Origin of the sequence: Desulfobulbus rhabdoformis, assembly GCF_016919065.1 — a bacterium.
GTDB lineage: Bacteria > Desulfobacterota > Desulfobulbia > Desulfobulbales > Desulfobulbaceae > Desulfobulbus > Desulfobulbus rhabdoformis.
Genome location: NZ_JAFFQA010000005.1, coordinates 42013 through 62883 on the forward strand (window position 1 = coordinate 42013; position 20871 = coordinate 62883).

Genomic DNA, 20871 nt, shown 5'->3' on the forward strand with positions numbered 1-20871 from the left:
CTTTCTACTCGTGCTCGTTCTCAACGAAAAAGGATGGATACCGGACAATGATCAGAGCCGGTAATCTCACTGTGGATGGCTGCATCAATAATTCTTGAACGACTGGCTTGGTCAACCAGAAAGTAATCAATCCTCCAGCCAATATTTTTCGCCCTGGCATTAAACCGATAACTCCACCAGCTATACTGTCCAGGATCCTGATTAAATTCCCGAAAAGTATCTACATACCCTCCAGCAACGACCTCGTCCATCCAGGTCCGCTCTTCTGCAGAAAAGCCAGGGTTCTTCATATTTGACTTTGGGTTGGCCAGATCTATTTCCTTATGGGCAACATTAAGATCACCACAAACAAGGACAGTTTTCTGACTTTTGAGCGAATCCATATAATCGAGCAAGGCCTGGTTAAATTCTTTTTTAAAACCAATTCGTTTTAACTCAGGCTGCGCATTGGGCGAATAGACATTGACCAGAAAAAAATCAGCAAATTCAACTGTAAGAACGCGCCCTTCGTCATCAAAAGATGGCTGATCAAGGCCATAGGAAACATGCAGCGGTGCTTGCTTACAAAACACGGCTGTTCCCGAGTAGCCTTTCTTCTGCGCTGGAAACCAGTAGGGTTGATAGCCAGCCAATTCACGGACTTCTTCGGGTACCTGCTCAGGAAGCGCCTTAATTTCCTGCAACGCCAATATATCAGGCTGTAACCTGCCCACGGAATCGACAAAACCGTTTTTAATTGCCGCACGCAAGCCATTCACATTCCAGGAGACAAAACGTAATCCTGTCTTGTTTTGCTTTTCTTCCTTCACCTGCCGTGGGATTACCCCAAGTTGCGGACAGAGATCGGCCAGAACGCATTGATCGCAATGGGGACGCTGGGGCCTACAGGTTCCCTGGCCAAAGGCAACGAGAAGACCGTTGATACGAATCCAATATTTCTCCGGCAGTTTCTCCCTGAGAGCCATCTCTGTTTGCAGGGGGGTCTTGGTCTGCACATATCCCCAAATATTCATGATACGGTGAACATGAGTATCCACACAGATGGCAGGCTTATTAAAGGCCACTGCAACGACAAGGTTTGCTGTTTTTCTACCAACACCAGGGAGCTTGAGCAAGGGGTCTATGGCATCCGGGACTTGCCCGGAAAATTTTTCCAGCAGGACCGAGGGAAGTTCGTAGAGATATCTGGCCTTATTTCGAAAAAAACCGACTGGATAGATGAGTTTTTCAAGCTCGTCTATCGTGAGCTGGTTCAATTCCTCGGGTGTTTGGACACGCTGAAAGAGCCGCCGTGCCGCTGCAGCGGTGACCTCATCTTTGGTGCGGGCCGAAAGGATTGTTGCGACCAGCACCTTAAAGGGATCCTTGGTTTGCGTTGCAATCAAATCAACCACAGGTACCTGGTAGGTGCTCACCTCTTTTTCCAGGCGTAGGATGATTTCGTCAATGGAGAAGCCCATCTCACCTCTTACAATAACGCGGCATAACCGCTGGAAAAATGCTTGAATTTCAACGGTATAATTATCACAATATCACAGATTGACGCAAATGTTTTATGCCTACCCCAAAAAAAACGCCTGTTTTTCCATGGAGGAAGAACAGGCGTTACGATCAGAATATAGACAAGATTCAGCTGAGCAGAGTGACCTCACCGGTCTCAAGGTCATAGTACGTGGCGACAACAAGCACCCGCCCCTCCTCAACTAAATCAGAAACGATGGGCTCGGATTCGGCAATTTTTTGGGCTGTGGAAACGGCAAGTGCTTTTGCAGCGTTATCGGTCCAATCGCCCGCAAGGCCTTTGGTTCTTTTTAAAGCTGCATCGATTGAAGGTGTGAGGCTGGCTATATGGCCACTGAGTTTCACTCCCTGGGCGACAGCACTGACCGCGCCGCAGGACGAATGCCCCATGACCATGACAAGCGGGGTGTGCAGGTGGGCAACGGCATATTCGATGCTGCCCAGAATCTGGTCGTTGATGATGTTTCCGGCAACACGGACGACAAATACATCCCCGAGCCCCTGGTCAAAGACATCGACCGGAGGTACCCGACTATCAGCACAGGTTAAAATAACTGCTATTGGATCCTGACCGTTTACGAGACCTCGCCTTGATTCCTCACAATGGTTGGGATGTTCTAATTTTCCGCTTATAAAGCGTTTGTTACCGTCAAGAAGTCGCTGCAGGGCCTCTTTGCCTGTCAGCTTAATTTTCGATTGCATGTCCAAGTCCTCGTAGTGGTCAGATCATTTGCTCTTTAAAAACGATACATTCGGCCATCAGGGCTTTTTCACACTTTATTGCAATGAACAAAGTGCGAAATGATATCAGCAAAAATGAAATATAGCCACAGAAAAAGTGAACAAAGCTGAAAACAGTTAGAATTTCGTTAGCAGCGTCTCTGCTTCAGGTCTGACGGTACCCGCTTATTTAGGACGATTTACATAATAATCCTGCTGGTATTCGTAATAGCCAAAAACCTTATAATCAAGGACAGTTGCCTTGTAGGCGTTAAAGACCACTCCAAGGATTTTTTCTCTTCCAATGGTGTCTGCAAGCGCTTTAACATATTCACGACGAGAAGCGCCATAACGTACCACAAGAACGACACCATCCACATGCTGCGCAAGTACGGCTGTTTCGCTGGCAGCATGAAGCGGGGGACTATCGAGCAAAACAATCCGATCATCATAGCGCCGACTGATTTCTTCGACCAGACCAACCATCGATGCAGAACTCAGTAATTCAGCTGGGTTTATCGAGTGAGCCCCCGCCTGAAGAACTGAGAGTTTATCCACACCTGAAGGAACGAGCAGCTCGGAGAGTTGTTTTTTTTGTTGAAGATAGTCAGAGAGGCCTGCCCTATTTTCCAGACCAAAAAGGTCATGCTGAGTTGGCCGACGGAGATCACAATCCACCAGGAGGCAGTAGTTATCCATTCCCTGGGCAAGGGAAATACCAAGATTTGCACAGATAAAGCTTTTCCCCTCACCGGGGGCGGCACTGGTCACAAGTATGCTGCGAGGTATAGGCCCACTGCTAGGAAAGAGAATCCGAGTCCGCAGTGCGCGAATACTCTCAGCCACCGGACCTGTGGTCGCCGTCGCCAGGGAGAGACGCTCATCCCATACTCCAGGGGCAGTGCGTGCTTTTTCAGGGGGGGCCGGCTCACTCTCTCCTTTGCTTGTCGCTTCAGTTATGTCCATTTTCGGCAACTGTTGCGCGACTACATTTTCCTGAACAGAATCTTTAGACTCTCCGGCCCTTTTCAGGGCATCAAACACCTTTCCCACTCGCGACTCCTATGCGCTATACGTCGATGTCTTTTTATACCCAAGCTCAACTGGACAGCTTATTTGAAATATTGCCACCAGACCGCAGCGCCGACAGATCCCGACACTAGAAAGACTGCAAAAATAATCCACAACCATGGTTTGCATGAGGACGGTTTTGCACCCGGAAGAGGCGCACCTTCACCGGGAAAATGAAGATCATCCACACTTTCTTCAATTAATTCCGGACCGATTGTCGGTTTGTTCTCCGCAAACCCTGAAAGCATCGCGTGATCACAGATAATGTTGATAAGTCTTGGCGTGCCCTGGCTCACTTTATGTATAAGTGCGATGGCTTCCTCAGAAAAAAGGTTAAAATGGCGGGCTCCGGCTTGACGCAGTCGAAAAATGATATACTGCCGGGTTTCTTCAAGGGAAAACCGACTAAGGTGAAATCGAAGCCCGATACGCTGACGAAGCGGCAACAGCCTATCATCACTCATAATCTCGTTGAGTTCGGGTTGACCGACTAAGAAAATGGAAAGAACGTCCTGCCCTTTTTCCTCAAGATTTGAGAGAAGACGAATTTCTTCAAGGAGATCGACTGGCAAAACATGAGCTTCATCGAAGATGAGCAGCACCCGCTCTCCGTTTTCATGACAGGCTTTAAGCATTTTGCCAAATTCAATCAAAAAGAGGGCTTTGTTCCCATCCCAGGGCAGCCCCAGTTGCTGGGATAAGAATGAAAAAAACTCGTCCCGGTAAAGTATGGGATTATTCAACACACTCACATGGACATCCTGTTCTAAACTGGACACCAGTGCCTGCAAGAGGGTTGTTTTTCCGGAACCGACATCAGCGGTTAAAACCAGAAAACATTTTTTGCTTAAAACCCCGTATTTGAGGATCGCAAGCCCTTCCTGGTGCGTCTCACTCATAAAAACGGTTTTAGGATCAGGAGTGAGACTAAAGGGTTTTTTAGAAAGTCCGTAATACTTTGTATACATATAGTTTTCTACTCAAGCTGAAGTCAGGTCCCGTGGTTTGCATTACCTAAGGGCTAGATAATAATCATCCCCTTCATCCACAAGGCCGCGTACACTGCCCCAAGGACTAGGGCATAGGCAAGAATACCAACCACGCTGAGCACAAGCACGATTCGCTCCTTATGGATTTCAGCAGGCTTATCAATAAAGGGGACCGCGCAGATGACTGGCACACCGATGGTTTCTTCCAGCTCTCCGACATCTTTAAAAGAGGTGTCAATAAAATCAAAGGCCAGCACAGCCCCCACACTCAGGCCCAGACTTCCCACGACTACAACCAGCAATATTTTAATAAAGTTCGGCTTAAACGGTTTTTCAGCCTTCCGGGCAGAGTCGACGATTTTAAATTTACTCCCCTTTTGATTACGCTCAAGGTTCTCAGCGGATTGCGCCTGGAGATTGTTTGCAACCAGTTGATCATAATGGCGCCGTAATTCATTATAATCTCGGGTGAGAATATTCCATTCCGCCTCGCGAACAGGAGCTGCTGCGATCCATTTTTCATACTGCTCGATCTGAGAGGGAATCTTCTCCTGCTGCTTTTTCAACTGTTCAATGTTGAGATCGATCTGCTTAATCTGCGTCTGCAACCGCTGCCGCTCTAAATTTGCAGCAACAGAGGCACGGCTTGAGGTGCGGCCTCCGAGAATACTGGAGCCCACCGCCTTAACCCCTTTTGCTTCAAGCTGTTGAATCTTGAGCTTGGTCCGGCGTACATCCGGATGCATCTCCGTGTACTTTTCCTGGAGCTGTGCCAGGTAATTCTTTAGCCGGTACAACCGCTCCCCATCAGTCTCGGGATGGTCGGGAACTGCGGCAGAATGAGTCTGCTGCGCACTGAGCGCCGCTAACTGCTGCTGCATTCGGGCCTGCTCCAGAGCTAAAACCTTGGTTCTCTCCAGATCCTGAATCGAAGATTGAATCCCTTGGTTCTGCTCAACGAGCCCTCGCAGCTGATCCATGTTGCTCTGTCGCTGTTCAGGCATTTCATTAAAGTACTTGAGCTTATAGTCACGCATCTGCTGCTCTTTGGCATCGAGCACCTTTTTTGACATGGCCAGCTCATTTTCAGTATACTTAGATGTCTCAGTGGCCCTTTCTTCGCGGTATTTCAGATTCTCCTCAATAAAGAGTGAAGCCAGGGTGTTGGTTACCCGGGCAACCTTTTGCGGGTCTGCTCCCTGAAAAGAGACATTGAAGACATCGCCTCGCCTCACCGGAGCAATGTTGATTTTTTTCCGCATTATTTCAATGACATCCTCTATGGGCAGCGTTGCTCTTTCTTTTTCATACAGAGAATGTTGCCGTATGACCTTTTCAAGACTGGTTCGACTGGTTACCAGTTCCTGCAAGGTAGCCAGTGATTCCCGTAATCGCCTTCGTCCCTGCTCCGGGTCCATTTTGGCAGGATTAATCTGTTGTGACTCAAAACTTAAAAGGGCCGTGCTCTGATAAAGTTTTGGAATTTTCAGGTAATATCCAAGCCCTATTGACAAACCAACAAGTAAAACAAGACTGATAAGCCGCCAACTATGCAGAATTAAATCAACATATTTTTTAATTAACTGGCGTTGTTTGATATCCATATTGTGCTTTTGCCTTCATCAGTTGACATGGGCGCTTCCGTCCACAGCTTTGAAAACGACGTTTTGAGCTTGAAAACACTTTGATCGTACTGTGTAACGTTTATTTTTGACCTATTACGAACTCAGCTACACTGATTAAACCTAATGCCTATTCCAGAATCCACCACATGTGTCATTGGCGACATTCACGGTTGCCCTCATACCTTACTCGCTCTACTTGAGCAGGTCGCTTCACAAGCAGAGACCATTGTCTTTTTAGGAGACTACGTCGATAGAGGCCCCAATTCAAAAAAAGTGGTTTCAACTATCTTATCTCTTCAAGAAAGCAGTACCCCTCGCATTGTTCCCCTCATGGGCAACCATGATTTTCTCTTCATGCAATATCTCATGGGAGAGGACACATCTGTATTCTTGCAAGTTGGAGGTATACAAACGCTTGAGAGCTATGGGCTGACTCCAAATTCCTCTCAAGATGAAATTATCGAAAAGGTTCCCCGTAGCCATCGGGCATTTTTTCAGCGCCTCCCCCTCTGGTGGCAAAATGAACATGCCATCTATGTACACGCAGGATTGGAGCCAGGTCGTCACCTCAGTCAACAAACATCACAGTGGTGTCTTTGGGCACGAGAACAATTTTTTCAAAAGAAAACGAATTTTGGCAAACCCGTGATCTTTGGTCATACCATTTTTGATGAACCCTTTATAACTCCGTCCTGTATAGGCATTGATACAGGAGCGGTGTTTGATGGTTTTCTCACCGCACTTCTCTTGCCAAGCATGAAAACCATCCGCGTTCCCAATCTGGATAAAACCGATTGATTGTTCCTCATGGTATCGGATAGGTAGAAAAACACAAACAAAAGGTTACAAACTAGCCCTATCAAAGGGTACGGACTCAAGCAAACTGTCTCGACGACTCAGCAGCATAAACAGCCGCTCAACGCCTAAGGCGATTCCTGCGCATTCTCCCATCTGAGGCAGATCGATAAGGAATTGTTCAGGCACCCTTCCCTCTCGCCCGTTTGCATGTATGGTTCTGATTTCCGATTCAAAACGTTGCCGCTGCTCTCTGGCATCGGCCAACTCGGAAAACCCATTAGCCAGTTCAATGCCACCGATGTAGAGCTCGAATCGTTCTGCCAGGTGAGGAGCAGCGGGCTTCTTACGGGCAAGCGACCCCAAAACTGTTGGATAATCATAAAGGAAGGTGGGCTTGCGCCACCCCAGCATGGGCTCTACCTCAGCAACCAGAACCTCATCAAAGCAGTCCTTGGCCAGAACATCCTCCACCGATCTTTGGGCGTAGCGCTCAAAGGCTTCAGTAACGCTCAGGTATTCCCAAGGTGGGGTCAAATCAACAACAGCGTCATCAATCAGCAGTGTGGTACCATTCTCACCAAAACCTTGAAAGGTAGGTAATGTTTTTGCCAGAGAGCAAACAAACAGCTCACACTCCTCCATCAATTCCAGATAGCTCCATCCCGTATGATACCATTCCAGCATGATAAATTCACATTGGTGCAGCCGCCCCTGTTCCTCTTTGCGAAAGCAATGACAGATCTGAAAAATTCGTTCACAGCCTCGAGCAAGCAACCGCTTCATACACAGCTCGGGAGATGTTTGCAAAAACCAGTCTTCACTGGCAAAGGGGAGGATATTGGATTCGGGAATAAGAACCGGGAGACGAATTGGCGTATCGACTTCGATATAGTCACGCCCATAAAAAAACGAGCGAATGGCCTGCAGCAACCTGGAACGCTGCTGCAGGCCTTGAACAGAGAGCATGGAATATTATTCTTTAACGCGGGTAATATAGGTACCGGTGCGGGTGTCGATCTGAATTTTATCGCCCTGCTCAACAAAAGGCGGAACCTGCAACTGATAGCCGGTCTCTACAGTAACGGGTTTGGTATCTGAGCCGGAGGTATCCCCCTTTGCCCAAGGATCGGCGACGGTGACCTCCAAATTGACGAAGATCGGCAGGCTGACATCAATGGGCCGCTCTCCAAAAAAGAGGACCTCCACTTCCATATTATCAATAAGAAAACTGAGGTTATCGCCCAACTGCTCCTCGGTCAGAAAGATCTGCTCGTAGGAAGAGGTGTCCATGAAGTGGTACTCGCCATCCTGAGCATACAAAAACTGCATGGTCCGTTCTTCAAGGTTGGGCTTTTCAAACTTATCATTGGAGCGGTACGTCTGGGTAAACTGGTTACCGGTGATCATATTCCGCATTTTGGTGCGATAGAGAGCCTGGCCTTTTCCCGGCTTGGAAAAATCAAATTCAGTGATGATATAAGGCTCACCATCAATTTGAATTTTCAAGCCTTTGCGCAAATCTGAAGCATTATACATAGACGTATCCTTAACTCATTATTAATCGGTTCATTTGAAGGGGGAATATGTTACGTGAAGTCCCTCCTTTTTTCAACTGCTTCCTGCATGCAAAACCACTTTCTCGCCCTGCCCCCCCTTCCCCCTTGTCTTCCCCATCTATTTTTTTTACATTGGGGTTCTTTACTCTTTCACCTACACCGTTATTTCTATGACTTTACGCGCAGGCATTCTCTCCGACACCCATCTTACTCGCCCGGACAGCCGGTTCAAACGCCAGGTTCGTCAGTGTTTTGCTGGCTGCGACATGATCATTCATGCCGGTGATATAACCAACCCATCAGTCCTCGAAGTATTTCAAGGAGTGGAGGTCAAGGCAGTACACGGCAACATGTGCGGCGAACCGGTTCGCAGGCTCTACCCCGCAAGTCAGGTTTTCCAACTGGGAACGTTCACCATCGGACTGACTCACGGTGCTGGCATGGGAATGGACATCGAAAACAGGCTCTTTGATCTCTTCCCAGAGGCGGACTGTATGATTTATGGCCATACCCACCATCCCTCCATTCAGCATTATGGCAGTGTTCTTATGATTAATCCGGGAAGCTTTCAGGCCACCAGTCGTTTTGGCGCCCCTGGAACCTATGCCATTCTGGAAGCGGGGGATACCTTGGAGGCCACTCTCCATCAGATCCCGCAGGTACCATGAAAACACTGTGGACCCCATGGCGCATGGAACACGTCACCGGTCAGGCGGCAAAGTACACCGGTTGTCTGTTTGAACCACCGGGTCAAGCCCATTACAGTAAAGAACACCTGCTCCTCTTCCGTGATGAAATGCGGGTCGTGCTTTTGAATCGTTTTCCTTACGCCAATGGCCATCTTCTGGTGGCACCTCGGCGTCACCTGGCTGATTTGACCGAACTCAACACCAACGAACAGATGGCGCTCATGGATATGCTCAGCCAAAGCTGTACGATCCTGCGACGCCACCTCCAGCCCCACGGACTCAATGTTGGCCTGAACCTGGGCAAGGTCGCAGGTGCCGGCATAGCAGATCATCTCCATTTTCATGTTGTCCCGCGGTGGGAAGATGACCACAATTTTATCACCGTTTGCGCCGACATCCGTACTATACCCCAGCACATCGAGACAACCTTTGATCTCCTTGTACCTGATTTTCAAGAGCTTCTAGCCTAAAACAATTTACATGAGCCCTCCTAAATTAACCCCCATGCTCCAGCAGTACCTGGAGATCAAAGAACAATACCCCGGCACCATTCTCTTTTACCGCATGGGTGATTTTTACGAAATGTTCTTTGAAGATGCCGAACTCGCCTCCAAGGTCCTTGGTATTACCCTGACTTCACGCAGCCATAAGGACGATGCCAACAAAATTCCCATGTGCGGCGTACCCTTCCACGCGGTCAGCGGCTACCTGGGCAAAATGGTCAAGGCAGGGTACCGGGTCGCGATCTGTGAACAGGTTGAAGATCCCAAGGCAGCCAAAGGGATTGTCAAACGCGAAGTTATTCGCGTTGTTTCTCCCGGCGTAACCACAGAAGACCAACTGCTTGATGCCAAAAATGACTGTTACGTCAGCGCCCTTGTCCTGACGAAAAAATCCAACAAAGAGCTGCTTGCCGGCCTTGCCTTTGTCGACATCTCCACCGGCCGCTTTCAACTGGCAGAAATCGCGTATCCTCACAACAATCCCGCGTCTCTGGTTGATACCTTCACGCGCATGCGACCTGCTGAGTTACTCATAGCCCAGGACGAATGCAAACAACTGGCCCCAATCACCGAACAGCTCAGCAGCGAGCTCGGCCAACTCTGCCTGACGCCACGTCCGGACTTCCAATTTGAAACGGAAGCTGCAACCACCACGCTCACAGAACATTTTAAGACCTCCAACCTTGCCGGTTTTGGTTGTGACCAGTTCACCGTTGCCATCAACGCAGCAGGAGCCCTGCTTCACTACCTGCATGAAACCCAAAAGACCGAGCTTGCTCACATCAAGCAGCTCACCCCTCTGCATCAAAGCGGCTATCTCATTATTGATGACTCCTCAAGGCGCAATCTCGAACTCACCGAGACACTTATAGGAGGACAACGCCAGGGCTCACTTTTGGCTGCTCTGGATGCCACCCAGACCCCTATGGGCGCCAGACTTTTACGCCGCTGGCTGCTCTTTCCTTTGCAGGATAAGCAGTCCATCGAAGGCCGACTGGAAAGTGTTGAAGAGCTGATCCACAATGGGGAAATCCGAAGAAACCTGCAACAGCTGCTCTCCGAGGTCTACGACCTGGAACGTCTCTGCAGTCGGCTGGTCCTGGGCCATGGCAATGCGCGGGACATGGCCGCGATCAAGACATCGCTTGCCGGGTTGCCCAGCCTGCACCACCTGCTTGCCCAGTGCTCCGCCCCACTGCTTATTCAAATGACGGAGTCCTTTGATGTGCTTGCAGATCTGCACGAGCTGATTGACGCAGCCATCCGTGATGATGCCCCCATCAGCCTGCGGGAAGGAAAACTCATCTGCGAGGGCTATAACGAGGAACTCGATCACCTGCTTTTGCTGTTGCGTGACGGCAAAAAGTTAATTCTTGATCTTGAAACCAAGGAACGCGAGCGTTCAGGCATCAGCAAACTCAAAGTCGGCTACAACAAAGTCTTTGGCTACTATTTTGAGGTGAGTCGTGCCCAGGCCGCCAATCTGCCAGAGGACTATATCCGAAAACAGACACTGGTCAATGCAGAACGATTCATCACACCGGAACTCAAAGAGTTGGAAAATTCGATCATCACAGCCCAGGACCGACGTCTTGAGTTGGAGTACGAACTCTTTAGCGAGGTACGAGAAAAATTAACAGAGCAGGATCATCGTCTGCTGCAGACCGCAGAGATCCTGGCCCAGATCGACGTTCTAACCAACTTTGCCGAGCTTGCTGTCAAACATCGCTACTGCCGCCCGACATTGGACCAGAGTCGAAGCCTGGATATTCAGGAGGGACGACATCCGGTTATAGAGCGCAGCCTGCCGCCTGGCCGTTTCGTGCCCAATGACGTCCACCTGGACCAGGAAGCTCAAGAAGTGCTCATCATTACCGGTCCCAACATGGCTGGAAAATCAACGGTCCTGCGACAGACAGCCCTGATTGTGCTCATGGCCCATATTGGTTCCTTTGTTCCTGCTGAATCCGCTGAACTCTGTCTGGTCGATCGTATTTTCACCCGCGTTGGCGCCATGGATGATCTGCGTCATGGTCAGTCGACCTTTATGGTGGAGATGAACGAGACGGCAAATATTCTGAACAACGCAACCACGGACAGCCTCGTCATTCTCGATGAAATCGGCCGCGGCACCTCAACCTATGACGGTCTTTCCATTGCCTGGGCAGTGGCCGAAGAACTGGCTCAAAAGGATAAGCTCGGTGTCAAAACGCTGTTTGCCACCCATTATCATGAGCTGACCGACCTGGCCGCAACCAACAGTAGGATTAAGAATTTTTCCATCGCGGTCAAAGAGTGGAACGACACCATTATCTTTTTGCACAAGCTGATCCAAGGAGCCACCAATCGCAGTTACGGTATTCAGGTGGCCTCACTTGCCGGCGTGCCCGATCATGTGATCAAGCGAGCCAGTGAAATTCTTAAAAACATTGAACTCGGTGAGTATACCCCCCAGGGAGAGCCCAAAATTGCAAAATCAGCCGGGCGTAAAAAAATTGCTCCCCAACCACGGCAGATGGCGTTGTTTGCTCCCCCCTATTCCCCTACAGTCGATTTTCTTAGCTCACTCCAGCCCGATGATATGACCCCTCGAGAGGCCTTGGAACTCCTCTATAAGGCGGTAGAACTCGCCCAGAAGGAATAATCCACCCGTAGGAACGATGCCACGACCTAAATCCGCGACAGCGGGTGAAACTGACCAATGCATGAATTTGCTTAAAAACCTTCGCCTCATTCGTTCCGTTGTTCAGTACCCACACGCAGTCTCGGATGCAGGAATGATACAAGGCAGACTCCATTTACGCCTCGTTCTGGGAAGGCAGGCACCTTTTCATTCCCTAAAAAACAAGCAAGGTAAAATATTTTTTATCTCCTAACCCCTTTTAAATGGGACATATTCAATTTTTCGACCTCACCCCTCCCTTAAAAGTACAATTTCTTTTACTCCCCGTATAAAATCGGTTATAGTGCCTGGGTAAAGAAATGAGTTTTTGCTCTTCAGTACCTTTTCTATCTTCCGAGAATACAATGCGAATAATGCATGCGTACCTAATTGAACCGTGAATTTTTTGAGTTCGACCGGCATCATAGCATTCCTTTCTAGCCTTTGGCTGCTGTTTATTCCAGCTCTAAGCCAAGCTCATTCTCTCGGCACGCCTATCCCCGCTATCAAAGAACAACCACTCCAATCTCCAGCACAACTGCTCGACACAACGAAAAAACAACTTACCCGCCTCCTCATAGGTAATCCCAGTCAGGATAATGCCTCCTCCTGGGAACAAATTGCTGGCCAATTTGGAACCCTATTTAAGGATCACCAAGAGACGGACCTTGGCCCGGAAAGCCTCTATCTGCAAGCCCGTACCTATCAGCTGATGTCGGTTCGTTTCAACAAAGATGCGTATAGTCAACAGGCACGAAAAAAATTTCTTCAACTCGCAGGCCAATACCCACAACACCGAAGAAGTGATGACGCTCGGTACCAAGCGGCTCTTCTTGCCCCAAAAGAAAATCCCCCCTCTTCACCTAAAGAATTGACCAGACAGTCCATTGTACAAGCCGAACAGAGGCAGCAGCAAATCGGGCCTAAAAAACAATATGACCAGTCCGCCAAGACGCAGAAGATGGGAATGGCCAATGCCCCTGCAAAGCCCCCTCAACACGTTCCCCTCGAAACCGGTAAGTCAAAAAATTTAAACAAACTTGCCCAAATTTCAAAGGCATCGTACTGGAGTTCAAGAAACTACTCACGCGTCGTCATCAGTGCAGAATCCAAGCTGAACTACCAGGTCAATCAGAATGATGAAGGCATAATCTTCCAGCTCACCCCCTGTTCCGTCGCACCGGATGTGCAACAGCTGCAGAAATTCAGCAAAGGATTGTTGCACCAGGTTCAGATACAAGACAACGAAGAGGGAGAAGTGGAGCTGTTTTTGCAGCTGGACCCGTTTAAGGAATACAAGACATTCACCTTAAATGATCCCTATCGTCTTGTGGTCGATATTTATGGGCAAGAGGCTCCCCAAAAGACAGTCACCAATACTGTACAGCCTGGGAACAAAACTCAAAATCACATTACAAATCCCGCTGTTGAAAAAGAGCATGAACAAAGCTCTATTCCACTGCTTTCCGATAATAAAAAATATGGCCCCACCGGCCCCAATCCGCACATCAAATTGCAGCCGGAACCGCTCTCGCTGACGCAACAGCTCGGGCTGGGGATCAAAACCATCGTAATCGATCCTGGGCACGGAGGGAAGGATCCAGGCGCCATGGCGCATGGTCTCAAGGAAAAAGATATTGTTCTGAAAATTGCAAAAGAACTTGCAAAGATCCTCAGGAAAGATTTTCAGTACCAGGTTATTCTGACACGTGAGAAAGATGTGTACATCCCCTTGGAACAAAGGACTGAAATTGCCAATCGCAAAAAGGCGGACCTCTTTGTCTCCATCCACGTTAACGCCCATTCAGACCAAAGCAATTCAGGCATAGAAACCTACTTTCTCAACCTGGCCACCGATGCCGATGCAATGCGGGTAGCGGCACTTGAGAATGCATCGTCAACACATTCCATCGGGGAATTAGAGGATATACTGGCCACCTTGATGAATAATTCAAAGATAGATGAGTCTTCCCGCCTGGCACGATTTGTTCAAAATAATCTGATCAACGGTTTTTCTCACAGGTACCGACCCAAAAATTTAGGTGTCAAGCAGGCCCCATTTTACGTTCTCATCGGCGCCGAGATGCCGGCAATCCTGGCTGAACTTTCTTTCATTTCCAACCCGAGAGAGGCCAGATTACTCAAAAACACTTCCCATTTGCACAAACTGGCACGGCAACTGGCAAGAGGCATCGTTGCCTACGTCGACCACCACCAGGCCGCTGTTCGTCTGTATTGACACACCGCCTCTCCCTTCCTGCTTTTTAAGTTATCTCACCAACGCGATCTCTCCCTACATCAAATAAGCTCCCAGCAGAGTCCATGACAAAGCGTGACGCCGTTATCCCGTTATCACCAGTAAATAGTGCCCATCTAGGAAAGGTCTTTTCGGGGTCTGGATGGACACACTAACTCAGGAGCCTCTTCTGCCCCAGAGCAAAGAGATTCAAAAAACACGGAGTAGTCCAGGTAGACAGAGTTGCCTCATTGCTCCTCGCTTATACGTGTTGAATAATCTAGGGTGCTCGCTGGAGATAACAGGTTCAAAAAGGCAAAAAAAAACCGCCTCAAAAGAGGCGGTTTTTTTTGTCTATCCGCGGAAAAGAATCAGCTGTGAGACATCTCAGCGGTCCTCAGACGCGCCATGGCCCGTTGCAGGGCAGCTTCGGCACGAACACGATTGACTTTCTCTGTGGACTGCTGGGCCTGAGTAAGTCGCTTCTCAGCACGCTCTTTGGCCTGCATGGCACGTTCTACGTCGATATCATTACCAAACTCAGCCCCCTCAACGAGGAAGGTGATTTTGTTATTGGATACCTCGGTAAAACCGCCGGTTACCATCAGATATTTGGCGACACGGTCCTTCTTGAAGGTCAGTGTACCGGTTTTAATTGTACTTAAAAAAGGAGCATGATTGGCAAGTACACCAAACTCACCACCCACACCGGGCGCAGTGACGATATCGACATCCTCACTGACAACCGCTCCGCTTGGGGTTACAACTTCTAATTGAATTTGCGCCATTGCTCGTACCTCTGATTAAAGGGTAAAGGATCAAGCGTTAGCTTTCTGTGCAGCGGCCTTCTCAACTGCCTCTTCGATGCTGCCGACCATGTAGAACGCGGTCTCAGGCAGATCGTCATGCTTACCTTCGAGGATCTCTTTAAAGCTGCGAACGGTATCTTCAACCTTAACGTATTTTCCGGGGAAACCAGTGAATACCTCGGCAACATGGAAGGGCTGAGACAGGAAGCGCTGTACCTTACGCGCACGAGCAACAGTCAGCTGATCTTCCTCGGAGAGCTCGTCCATACCAAGAATGGCGATAATATCCTGGAGCTCTTTGTATTTCTGGAGAGCAACCTGGACACCACGGGCAGTCTGGTAATGCTCTTCACCAACAACGTTGGGATCGAGAATACGAGAGGTGGAGTCGAGCGGATCAACCGCAGGGTAGATACCGAGCTCAGAAATCTGACGGGAAAGTACAACGGTACCGTCCAAGTGAGCAAAGGTAGTTGCAGGCGCCGGGTCAGTCAAGTCATCGGCAGGTACGTATACGCACTGTACAGCGGTAATGGAACCTTTGGTGGTGGAAGTAATACGCTCCTGAAGGGCACCAAGGTCGGTGGCCAGAGTCGGCTGGTAACCAACCGCAGAAGGAATACGACCAAGAAGAGCGGATACCTCAGAACCAGCCTGGGTAAAACGGAAAATGTTATCAACGAAGAAGAGAACGTCCTGGCCTTCCTCATCACGGAAGTACTCAGCAGCGGTCAGACCGGTCAGAGCAACACGAGAACGAGCCCCTGGAGGCTCTGTCATCTGGCCGTAAACCAGAGCGGCTTTCGGCAGTACGCCGGACTCTTTCATCTCGTTGTAGAGGTCGTTGCCCTCACGGGTACGCTCACCAACACCGCAGAAAACGGAAATACCACCATGCTGCATGGCGATGTTGTTAACCATCTCCATCATGATAACGGTCTTACCACAACCAGCACCGCCGAACAGACCCATTTTACCACCACGGGGGAACGGTACCAGGAGATCGATAACCTTAATACCGGTCTCAAGTACGTTAACCTCGGTATCCTGCTCGGTAAAAGCAGGTGCCGGACGGTGAATAGGCATGGTTTTTTCAGAAGAGATGTCGCCCATACCATCAACGGGGCGACCTACAACATTCATGATACGGCCAAGGGAAGCCTCGCCAACCGGAATGGTGATCGGTGCACCGGTATCTCTAACTTCCATTCCGCGAACCAAACCATCGGTTTGGTCCATGGCAACGGTACGAACACAGTTGTCACCAAGATGCTGGGCAACTTCGCACACAAGGTTATCCGCATCATCGTTGATAGCGGGATTAGTAATAAAAAGGGCATTCATGATCTCGGGCAGGTTGCCCGGCTCGAACTCAACGTCAACAACAGGTCCGATAACCTGTATGATTTTTCCTACTCGTGACTCACCCATGTGAAATGGCCTCCTCTAAACTTTAAAATACCTTGCGGTATTGAATATTATTTCAACGCCTCAGCGCCACCGACGATATCCATCAATTCGCCGGTAACGGCAGCCTGGCGGGCTTTATTGTACAACTGCGTCAAATCTGTAATCATGTCTTTACAGGCCTTGGTGGCGTTATCCATGGCTGTCATACGGGCAGCATGTTCAGAGGCCCCAACTTCAAGCATGGCATGATAGATTTGCACATTGAGATACAGAGGAAGCAGTACTTCCATAATCTCATTGGGATCCGGCTCATAGGTGTAGGAACCGGTTGCGCCAGTTGTTTCCTGAGGTACATCCTCCTCAGAGGCCACAGGTTTAATCGGCAACAGCTCTTCCACTTCCGGGCGTTGAACACCAACAGAAATGAATTTGCCGTAGATAATATCGACCTGATCGCTCTCACCGGCAAGGAAGGCCTCGGTGATGTCCTGGGAGATTTCACGGGCGTTGAACATCTGGAATGAGCCCATGATATCGTTAAAGGATTTGCGTAAGGTCCCTGTTTTTTTCAGAGCCTGCATCCCCTTTTTACCCACGGTCACGACGCTGACTTGCTTGCCTTCAGCTTCGTATTTTCTTTTGAGCTTTTCAGCTTCTTTAATAATATTGGCGTTGAAGCTACCGCACAAGCCACGGTCGGAGGTCACAACAACGATCTCCACCGATTTAACCTCGCGGACTTCCATCAGAGGAAGGTCAGTGCTTTCCATACCGCCAGACAAGTCGCTCATTGCTTCGGCGAATTTGCCAGCATACGGACGGAAGCGTTCCATCTTCTCCTGGGCACCGCGCAATTTAGCCGAGGCCACCATATTCATGGCCTTGGTAATCTGCGCGGTTTTCTTCACGCCGCTGATTTTATCTTTAACGTCCTTTAATCCAGGCATAAGAATTTACCCTTGTGCTCAGTTCAGGCCCTTGGTTGCCTTGAAAGTTTCACCGAAGGTTGCCAGAGTTTTCTTCATTTTCTCTTCGAGCTCAGGAGTAATGACCTGTTTCTCAGCCAACTCGGTGAAGATAGCAGGCTCGTTGGACTCGATGTAGGTGTAGAGTTCCTGCTCGTAATCAGCCAGGGTATCAACCGGGAACTTGTCCAGGAAGCCTTTGGTACCAGCGAAAATGATGGTTACCTGTTTTTCCATGGGCAGCGGCTGATACTGAGGCTGTTTGAGGATCTCAACCAGACGCTCACCACGAGTCAGCTGAGCCTGGGTTGCAGCATCAAGGTCGGAACCAAAGCTTGCAAAGGCTGCGAGCTCACGATACTGAGCCAGGTCAAGACGCAGGGTACCTGCAACCTGTTTCATGGCTTTAACCTGAGCGGAACCACCAACGCGGGATACGGAGAGACCTACGTTGATCGCGGGACGAACACCAGCGAAGAACAGGTTTGGCTCAAGGTACACCTGACCGTCTGTGATGGAGATAACGTTGGTCGGGATAAAGGCGGAAACGTCACCGGCTTGGGTCTCAATGATCGGCAGGGCGGTCAAAGAACCAGCACCCAGCTCATCACTTACCTTAGCAGCGCGCTCGAGCAGACGGGAGTGGTTGAAGAAAATGTCACCAGGATAGGCCTCACGTCCCGGAGGACGACGGAGCAGCAGGGAGAGCTCGCGATAGGCTACAGCCTGTTTGGAAAGATCATCGTAAATGATCAGTGCATGCTCGCCTTTGTCACGGAAGTACTCACCCATGGCGCAACCGGCAAATGCAGATACATACTGCATTGGTGCAGGATCGGAGGCACAGGCGGCAACAACGGTAGTATACTCCATGGCACCGTGTTTACGCAGGGCTTCAACAACCAGGGCAACGGTAGATTTCTTCTGACCGATAGCAACGTAGATGCAGTGTACATCTGTGTTTTTCTGAGCGATGATGGCGTCAACGCAGAGAGCAGTCTTACCAATCTGGCGGTCACCAATAACGAGCTCACGCTGGCCCTTACCAACCGGGGTCATAGCGTCAACAGCTTTGGCACCAGTGTAGCATGGCTCGTGTACACCTTTACGAGCAATAACACCAGGAGCAAGAACCTCAATTTTGCGGCTCTCTTTAGCATCGATCGGGCCTTTGCCATCAATAGGCAGGCCGATACCGTCAACAACGCGGCCTTCCATCTCAGGGCCAACCGGTACCTCAGCAATACGGCCGGTACGTTTTACAACGTCACCCTCTTTAATGTCACGGGTGTCACCGAGGACGGCGCAACCAACGTTGTCCTCCTCAAGGTTGAGTGCCAGTCCGTAGATACCACCAGGGAACTCGAGCAGCTCCATGGCCTGACAATTTTCAACACCATATACACGTGCAATACCGTCACCTACGGAAAGTACGGTTCCGGTTTCCTTCAGGTCGATGTCATTCTGAAAGCCAGCGATTTGGTCTTTTATAATCTGGCTGATTTCTTCGGCTTTGATCTGCATTGATTATTCTCTCCCCTTGATAGATTCCTTTAATCCATTAAGTTGCGTCTTTATACTTCCGTCCAGCACCAAATCACCAACTTTGGCAATAATCCCGCCTATAATGGACGGATCGACCTGGGTTTCAAGTATAACCTTATTACCTGTAAGTTTTTCCAACGTTGCCTGAATCTTGTCCAGCAAGGTCTGGTCAAGATCAATGGCGGAAATGATGGAGCCGTGACTGATGTTCTGATCTTTCTCAACCATGACTTTCAATTCATGGGCGATATCAGGCAGAATATCGGCACGTTTCTTTTCAATCAGCAGATTCAAAAAGCTGGTCAAAGTCACATCGGCCTCAACAGACTCTGCGATCTTCGCCATAGCCTTCTGCCGAACATCCAGCGGATACAGCGGATTGCTCAGTGCATCGCCAACCGCCGCATCTGAATCATCATATAATTCGGAGATAACTGCGAGAACCTCGCTGTACTCTCCAATTTTATTTTTCTCTTTTCCCAGTGAAAAAAGCGCCTTAGCGTATCGACGAGCTAGTATTGTTTGTCTCACTGTACCGCACCCACTCTTTCAAGATACTGTTCAGTGATCGCAACCTGATCCGCGGGGGTCAGGTTCTTTACGATCAACTCCTCAGCCATGGCTGCAGCCTGCTCAGCGACTTCTTCACGTAAGGTCCGTTTGGCATCTTCCAACTCGGCAGTGACAGCCGCTTCCGCATTACGCTTGATATCTTCAGCAGCTTTCTCAGCTTCAGCCAAAATACGTTCTTTCTCGACCTCTGCCTGCGCGATTGCCTTTTCAACAATGACATCCATCTCGCGCTCCATGCCAGCAAGCTTTGTGGAGAATTCCTGATAAGATTTCTCTGCCTCGTCGCGGCGTGTGGTCAGGGTCTCAAGTTCTTCCCGAATCTGCTGTTGGCGTCCGCTCAAACCGGAGACGATCGGCTTAGCACCGAATTTCACCAGCAGTACAACCAAAGCGAGAAAGTTCACTGTCCGCCAGAACAGGTCTTTCAATTTTGCGGGAGAAAGTGAATTACTACCGTGTGCCTCTCCGTGACCGGCTTCGCCGTGAGCATCTGCTACAGCACCATGCTCGTTAGCTGCTGCCTCATGGTCAGCGGCTGCGGCGTGGGCGTCGGTAGCTGCGCCGTGCTCTTCAACAGCTACTGCGTGTTCAGCAGCTGCAGGCGCTGCCGCGTGGGCATCCGCCGTCACCTCCTGATGGGCATCAACGGCTGCGTTGCTTGCAAACGCAAGCCCCGCCGGCGCAAAGCCGATCAGGATAGCCAGCAATGCCGGCCGTAAAACTGTTGTGATACAAGCTCTCATGCGTCCAGACTCCTTCCAAGTATCTTTCCTGCCATTGCCTGGGCGAACCCCGCGGCATTTCCCTCAAGCTCTTTTCTGACCCCGTCGATCTGCGATCGCAGATCAGCCAGTTGCTTCCCTTTCATTGCATCAGATTCTGTGCGGATAGCTGCCAACTTCTCAGCGCCAGCGGCCTGAGCCTGAGCACGAGCGCCGTCCAGAGCCTTTTTGGCTTTGGTGCTCGCTTCACGCATTTTTTGGTCAAGCTCTGCTTGCCGCTGCTGGGCATTTTGCTCAAATTGAGCAACTTCGCCGTTAAGCGATTCGATCTTCTGTGCCCTTTTTTCCAGAATCCCCAGAACCGGTTTGTACAGAATTGCATTGAGGACAAACATCAACACAATCATGTTGACAATGTGCATTAACAGCGTGACATCAATCGAAATCATTTAACTTCCCCTCATTACTAAAAATATG

Annotated in this window: 19 protein-coding genes; 5 read left to right on the forward strand and 14 right to left on the reverse strand. The window is 49.6% G+C overall.

The genetic code is table 11. The annotated features are described in order from the left end of the window. Nucleotides 1–20 precede the first annotated feature (20 nt). The 5 genes from JWJ90_RS03770 to JWJ90_RS03790 all read right to left on the reverse strand — a co-directional run bounded on the left by JWJ90_RS03770 (nt 21) and on the right by JWJ90_RS03790 (nt 5905). Complete coding sequence (locus JWJ90_RS03770) at nt 21–1460, reverse strand: exodeoxyribonuclease III (RefSeq protein ID WP_205225861.1); 1440 nt, start codon at nt 1458–1460, stop codon at nt 21–23. A 169-nt stretch (nt 1461–1629) separates the two neighbouring features. Continuing rightward, the gene (locus JWJ90_RS03775) at nt 1630–2223 is read right to left on the reverse strand and encodes a carbonic anhydrase (RefSeq protein ID WP_205225862.1); all 594 of its coding nucleotides are present in this window, start codon (nt 2221–2223) and stop codon (nt 1630–1632) included. A 204-nt stretch (nt 2224–2427) separates the two neighbouring features. Further along, on the reverse strand, nt 2428–3294 hold the full coding sequence (locus JWJ90_RS03780; protein ID WP_205225863.1) for a polysaccharide biosynthesis tyrosine autokinase: 867 nt from the start codon (nt 3292–3294) through the stop codon (nt 2428–2430). Between the two features lie 59 nt (nt 3295–3353). After that, a complete protein-coding gene (locus JWJ90_RS03785) occupies nt 3354–4280 on the reverse strand; it encodes an ExeA family protein (protein WP_205225864.1) in 927 nt (308 codons plus the stop codon). A gap of 53 nt (nt 4281–4333) precedes the next feature. After that, entirely contained in the window at nt 4334–5905 is a 1572-nt protein-coding gene (locus tag JWJ90_RS03790; protein WP_205225865.1) for a GumC family protein, read from the reverse strand. A 144-nt stretch (nt 5906–6049) separates the two neighbouring features. Between JWJ90_RS03790 and JWJ90_RS03795 the strand changes: the two genes are divergently transcribed. Then, nucleotides 6050–6724, forward strand: a complete 675-nt coding sequence (locus JWJ90_RS03795; RefSeq protein ID WP_205225866.1) for a metallophosphoesterase — start codon at nt 6050–6052, stop codon at nt 6722–6724. A gap of 45 nt (nt 6725–6769) precedes the next feature. Here the strand turns inward: JWJ90_RS03795 and epmA are convergent, their stop codons facing one another. Next, nucleotides 6770–7690 carry an EF-P lysine aminoacylase EpmA gene (epmA, locus tag JWJ90_RS03800; RefSeq protein ID WP_205225867.1) on the reverse strand — a complete coding sequence of 307 codons (921 nt, stop codon included), beginning with the start codon at nt 7688–7690 and terminating at the stop codon, nt 6770–6772. Between the two features lie 6 nt (nt 7691–7696). Further along, nucleotides 7697–8260, reverse strand: coding sequence for an elongation factor P (gene efp, locus JWJ90_RS03805; RefSeq protein ID WP_205225868.1), 564 nt, complete (start codon nt 8258–8260; stop codon nt 7697–7699). 190 nt (nt 8261–8450) lie between these two features. Here efp and JWJ90_RS03810 point away from each other — a divergent pair, with 190 nt between their 5' ends. The 4 genes from JWJ90_RS03810 (at nt 8451) to JWJ90_RS03825 (ending at nt 14373) form a co-directional block, all read left to right on the forward strand. Next, nucleotides 8451–8948: a metallophosphoesterase family protein gene (locus JWJ90_RS03810; RefSeq protein WP_205225869.1), complete on the forward strand. Its 498-nt coding sequence runs from the start codon at nt 8451–8453 to the stop codon at nt 8946–8948. Continuing rightward, on the forward strand, nt 8945–9439 hold the full coding sequence (locus JWJ90_RS03815) for an HIT family protein (protein WP_205225870.1): 495 nt from the start codon (nt 8945–8947) through the stop codon (nt 9437–9439). Before JWJ90_RS03810 ends, JWJ90_RS03815 begins: the two co-directional genes overlap by 4 nt. A 10-nt stretch (nt 9440–9449) precedes the next feature. After that, nucleotides 9450–12116 carry a DNA mismatch repair protein MutS gene (gene mutS / locus JWJ90_RS03820; RefSeq protein ID WP_205225871.1) on the forward strand — a complete coding sequence of 889 codons (2667 nt, stop codon included), beginning with the start codon at nt 9450–9452 and terminating at the stop codon, nt 12114–12116. Nucleotides 12117–12540: 424 nt separating this feature from the next. Beyond that, nucleotides 12541–14373 (forward strand): N-acetylmuramoyl-L-alanine amidase, encoded by a 1833-nt coding sequence (locus JWJ90_RS03825; RefSeq protein WP_205225872.1) that lies wholly within the window; start codon nt 12541–12543, stop codon nt 14371–14373. 368 nt (nt 14374–14741) lie between these two features. Here the strand turns inward: JWJ90_RS03825 and JWJ90_RS03830 are convergent, their stop codons facing one another. Genes JWJ90_RS03830 through JWJ90_RS03860 form a run of 7 tightly spaced genes read right to left on the reverse strand, consistent with a single transcriptional unit; the run spans nt 14742 to nt 20843 of the window. After that, nucleotides 14742–15158 carry a F0F1 ATP synthase subunit epsilon gene (locus tag JWJ90_RS03830; protein WP_205225873.1) on the reverse strand — a complete coding sequence of 139 codons (417 nt, stop codon included), beginning with the start codon at nt 15156–15158 and terminating at the stop codon, nt 14742–14744. A gap of 30 nt (nt 15159–15188) precedes the next feature. Then, the gene (gene atpD, locus JWJ90_RS03835) at nt 15189–16610 is read right to left on the reverse strand and encodes a F0F1 ATP synthase subunit beta (RefSeq protein WP_205225874.1); all 1422 of its coding nucleotides are present in this window, start codon (nt 16608–16610) and stop codon (nt 15189–15191) included. A 47-nt stretch (nt 16611–16657) separates the two neighbouring features. After that, nucleotides 16658–17536: an ATP synthase F1 subunit gamma gene (atpG, locus tag JWJ90_RS03840; protein WP_205225875.1), complete on the reverse strand. Its 879-nt coding sequence runs from the start codon at nt 17534–17536 to the stop codon at nt 16658–16660. Between the two features lie 18 nt (nt 17537–17554). After that, entirely contained in the window at nt 17555–19078 is a 1524-nt protein-coding gene (gene atpA, locus JWJ90_RS03845; protein ID WP_205225876.1) for a F0F1 ATP synthase subunit alpha, read from the reverse strand. Nucleotides 19079–19081: 3 nt separating this feature from the next. Then, nucleotides 19082–19630, reverse strand: a complete 549-nt coding sequence (locus JWJ90_RS03850; protein WP_205225877.1) for a F0F1 ATP synthase subunit delta — start codon at nt 19628–19630, stop codon at nt 19082–19084. Then, entirely contained in the window at nt 19627–20415 is a 789-nt protein-coding gene (locus JWJ90_RS03855) for an ATP synthase F0 subunit B (RefSeq protein WP_205225878.1), read from the reverse strand. Before JWJ90_RS03855 ends, JWJ90_RS03850 begins: the two co-directional genes overlap by 4 nt. Beyond that, entirely contained in the window at nt 20412–20843 is a 432-nt protein-coding gene (locus JWJ90_RS03860; protein ID WP_205225879.1) for an ATP synthase F0 subunit B, read from the reverse strand. Before JWJ90_RS03860 ends, JWJ90_RS03855 begins: the two co-directional genes overlap by 4 nt. Nucleotides 20844–20871: the final 28 nt, after the last annotated feature.